2 protein-coding genes and 1 pseudogene are annotated in these 4,226 nt (G+C 62.1%); all 3 read right to left on the bottom strand.

The window, feature by feature from the left end:
- Positions 1 to 857: HlyD family type I secretion periplasmic adaptor subunit (locus EN925_RS25450; protein WP_128337019.1), on the bottom strand; the 857-nt coding region annotated here is incomplete at its 3' end.
- A 20-nt stretch (positions 858 to 877) separates the two neighbouring features.
- Positions 878 to 3,178 carry a peptidase domain-containing ABC transporter gene (locus tag EN925_RS25445; RefSeq protein WP_128337018.1) on the bottom strand — a complete coding sequence of 767 codons (2,301 nt, stop codon included), beginning with the start codon at positions 3,176 to 3,178 and terminating at the stop codon, positions 878 to 880.
- A gap of 189 nt (positions 3,179 to 3,367) precedes the next feature.
- Positions 3,368 to 4,226: pseudogene (locus EN925_RS25440) on the bottom strand (hypothetical protein); the annotation flags it as partial.

Genomic DNA, 4,226 nt, shown 5'->3' with positions numbered 1-4,226 from the left:
GACATACGCGAGCCCGCCTCCGACAGGCCTTGCGAGACTTCCGCGCGCCAGCTCTGGATGTAGCCATCGCGGTCGGCGGCCACCGTCGCCTGTTGTCGCTTGGCAGCTTCCGATGTCTGCTCGGCGTTGCCGAGCGCCCGGGACATCTCTGCCCAGTTGTCCTCGGCCAGAAGCGTATTGAGGCGGCTGCCCACCTGTCTTGCTTCCAGTTGCTTGCGCATCCGTTCGATCGAAGCCGCGACGGCCAGTCGCTGGCGGTAGCCGTCAGCATCGGACTGGGAACGCGAGATCACGGAACTGAGTTCATCGCTCTGCCGGTCAAAACTCGACAGCTTGGCGTCGTAGACGGCTTTTCGACGATCGAAGATTGATGCCTGCAGGGTCCAACTCGGGTCCAGACCGTCATAGCTGAAGGGCTTTCCGTCGGCTTCCGCTTTCAAACGGGCCACTTCGGCTTCAAGTGTCGAGACCTGTGTCGTCAGCGCAGCAAGGTCAGCGGAGGCGAAGGTCGCGTCGAGGCGTGCAAGCGTTTGACCAGCTCGCACGCGCTGTCCTTCGCGCACCTCGATCGAGCGGACGATCGCCGTCTCGAGCGGCTGCACCAGAATATTCGGCGATTGCGACACCACGAGCCCTCTGGTGGAGACGACCTGATCGACCGGTATGAGCCCTGAGAGTGTTATCAGGGCAACGACCATGCTTGAGATGATCCAGACCATGCCGCGCGCCATTCGTGGGACGGGCGCATTGGCGATGGCCGTCGACGGCCATTGGAATTCCAGGATGACGGGCATCGTCGGATCGCTCGGCTCTGTCCGGCGCCGGACGGGAAGACTGGAATGGGTGATGCTGCTCATGGGCGCCCCGAAGCCGATGCTCACACAAGTCTCGGCGGCACAGCGGCCAGACGAGCTTGGCGATTGTCAAGATGCCGGTTCTGCTGCATCCAAAGCTGGCGGTAGAGCGCGCATCGTTCGAGCAGGGTCGCATGCGGCGCGACATCGAGGACCTGGCCCTGATCCATGACCAGGATCTGGTCGCATTCGGTCAGCGAGGAAAGCCGGTGCGAAACAATAATCATCGTGCGGCCCCTGGCGATGCGCATGAGATTGGCGCTGACCACCGCCTCGCTCTCCGGATCAAGCGCGCTGGTCGCCTCGTCAAGGATCATGACAGTCGGATCGTGGATGAGCGCGCGCGCAATCGCCAGCCGCTGCTTTTGACCACCCGACAGGTTGGGCGAACCTTCCTCAATATAGGTGTCATAGCCGTTGGGCATGCGTTCGATGAATTCTTCGGCGCCGGCAAGGTGAGCGGCTCGCATGGCGTCGGAAAGGGTCAGGCCGGGGCGCCCGGCGATGATGTTGTCTCGAATCGACCCGCGGAAAAGGAAATTGTCCTGGAGGACCACGCCGAGCCCCTGGCGAAGGTGACGCAGGTTGATTTCCTTGAGGTCGACGCCATCCAGCTTGAGAAAACCGCTGTAATCGCGATTGATCCCCTGCAGAAGCCGCGCAATTGTCGATTTCCCCGAACCGCTGCGCCCGACGATGCCGAACATCGTCCCTGCTGGAATGTCGAAGTTGACCCGGTCAAGCGCTGGCGTGTTGGTGCCGATGTAGGTGAAGGTCAGATCACGGAAACTGATCTCGCCAACGAGCTTCGGTCTCAGACCTGTGGAATTCGAACTGCTTTCCAGGGGCCGGTTGAGGACGGATCCTGCCTCGCTGATTGCCGCCCCTACCTCCTCGAAGTCCTCGACCAGTCGAGCAAGACCGACGAGAGGCTGTGCGACGCGTTGGGCGATCATCATGAATGCGAACAAGCTGCCGACCATGTAGCCAGACGTGTCGCTCATCGCGAGATAAGCTCCGATCAGCATGGTGCCGAGGACCATCGCACGCTCGATTGGCGTGACAAGCGTCTGCGGCCAGTTGGCAAGCTGCCCGAAGGCAAGGCGCGCCCTGCCCGCTTCCGCCACCCGCTCGTCCCAAAGCGCCCTGCGTTGCGGTTCGAGACCGAGCGCCTTCACCGTCTTGATGCCGACGACGGTTTCGCCGAGCGCCGCCGCCTTCCAGGTCTCGGCATCGACCACTTGCTGGTAGCGGCGGCGCAACGGCGCGAGAAAGGCGAAGATGATCAACATAATCACGCCCGCGCAGGCAAGCACCATCCAGCCCAGCGTGGCGTTGATATAGAACATCACCGGGATCAGCACGCAGAGCGTGATCAGATCCAGGAACGTGCTGAGGAGTTTTCCGGTGAGGAATTCGCGGATGCGATAGATCTGCGCGAGATGGTACATCGTCTCGCCGGCCGGATGACGCTCGAAATAATCAAGCGGCAGACGCAGGAGCCTGCTGAAAACATGCAAGTTCAGTTTGGTATCCAGGCGGGCGCCGACGACGTTGATGATCAGCCGTCGGGCGTGACCGAGGAGCGTCTCGTAAACGAACAGGACGGCAATTGTGGCCGACAGGAGCACGAGGGTTGAAACGCTGTTGAACTGCAGCACCTTGTTGACCAGTGTCATGACCATGAGAGGCGGCAGAACGGTAAGGAGGCTGAGCGTGAACGAGGCGATACCGATGTCACGCATAGAACGGCTTTCGAACCGTACCAGGTCGATCAACCAACCGAGGGTGAAAGGCGCATCGGCCGCGATATAGGATCGCGCTGGACGCAACAGCACGGCCTCACCCGCCCACACCTGCGACAGCCGCAACTCGTCGATGGCGATGGCTTCGGCATCCTCGGGCGCATCCGCACTTTTGAGGAAGACGACATTCCGCTCTGGACTGGCCCCGGTGAGGAGACCTGCGCCACCGTCATTGAACAGCAGGACGACCGGTCCCGTGTGCTCGAAGCGCAGAAGATGCGACCAGCGGATGCGGAGCGCACGCGACCACATGCCGCCGTTCTGGGCCCATTGCGAGAGATCGGTCGCGTTTGGAACCGGGCTTGCGCTCGCCACCTTGAACTCGTTCGGGTCGAGTTCGACGCCATGGTAGCGGGCGACCCGTAGCACCGCCTTGAGGCGCGGGGCAATCCGGTCGAACTCGGCGGGTCCGCGGGGTGCCCTCCCCGCCTCGCTCTGGCTGCCAACCTTGCCCGTCGCCTCCGCGTCCACGCGGATCGAGGTTGGCCGTGCATCGGCGTTCAGAGGTATGCTCACCATGCACTTCCCCTCCGGCCCACAAGCGAGGGTTCAAGGATGCTCCGGGCAAGCCGGCCCAGCCGGGACTGCTGACAAAACGCACTATATTCCAAATAGGCCAGCCGCACGGGCCCTTTGCCCGCCTGGAAATGGTGAACGCGCGGCACTTGCGTTCCCGCAAGGGCCGCGCGTTCTTTCTTCAACCTGGACTCAGTCATTAGGTTTCAGAATATCCTTCATTGCCTTCTTCAGCGTGTCGTCGGTGTTAGTGTATCCGGCGCCTTGCTTGCCCTTGTCAGAAGTCAAGTCGGACGTTGCACCGGATGTCTTGTTCTGGTTCGGACTAAGGCCCTTGATCGTATTGAGAACGTTCAAGAGATCGCTCGTCACCGAACCCCCAGCCAGGCCAACGAGCTGCCGGAACGAGGCTTGGCTATCGGTGTCGCTGCTGGCGGCCGGGCCCGATTGCAAGAACTGCTTGGAGTCCTTGAGTCCGATCGTATCGGCCGAGACCTTGGCGTGGTTGCCGTTACCTGGCGAACCATCGTTGTCGGACCCGTCATTGCCATGCCCCTTGCCTGGGTTGCTGCTGTCGCTTCCATCAGGATCGTTGCCGCCACCGTTGTTGCCATGGTCGCGGTCACCGGTCCCGCCGCCCGAGCCAGTCGCACCTGTCGGACCTGTCGAACCGGTGGCTCCGGTTGAGCCAGTCGAACCTGTAGAGCCTGTTGCTCCAGTCGAACCGGTCGAACCTGTAGAGCCGGTCGAACCTGTCGATCCGGTCGAGCCAGTTGCTCCGGTATCACCGGTTGCACCTGTGGCGCCGGTTGCTCCGGTCGATCCGGTCGAACCTGTTGCCCCAGTAGAGCCTGTTGCTCCAGTATCACCGGTTGCTCCTGTGGCGCCGGTCGAGCCGGTTGCTCCGGTCGATCCGGTCGAACCTGTTGCCCCAGTAGAGCCGGTCGAACCTGTCGATCCGGTCGAGCCAGTTGCTCCGGTATCACCGGTTGCACCTGTGGCGCCGGTCGAGCCGGTTGCGCCAGTCGAACCTGTTGCTCCAGTCGAACCA

The organism is Mesorhizobium sp. M7A.F.Ca.US.006.04.2.1, from assembly GCF_004022915.1.
Taxonomy (GTDB): domain Bacteria; phylum Pseudomonadota; class Alphaproteobacteria; order Rhizobiales; family Rhizobiaceae; genus Mesorhizobium; species Mesorhizobium ciceri.
This window is presented reverse-complemented; position numbering and strand designations above follow the sequence as displayed.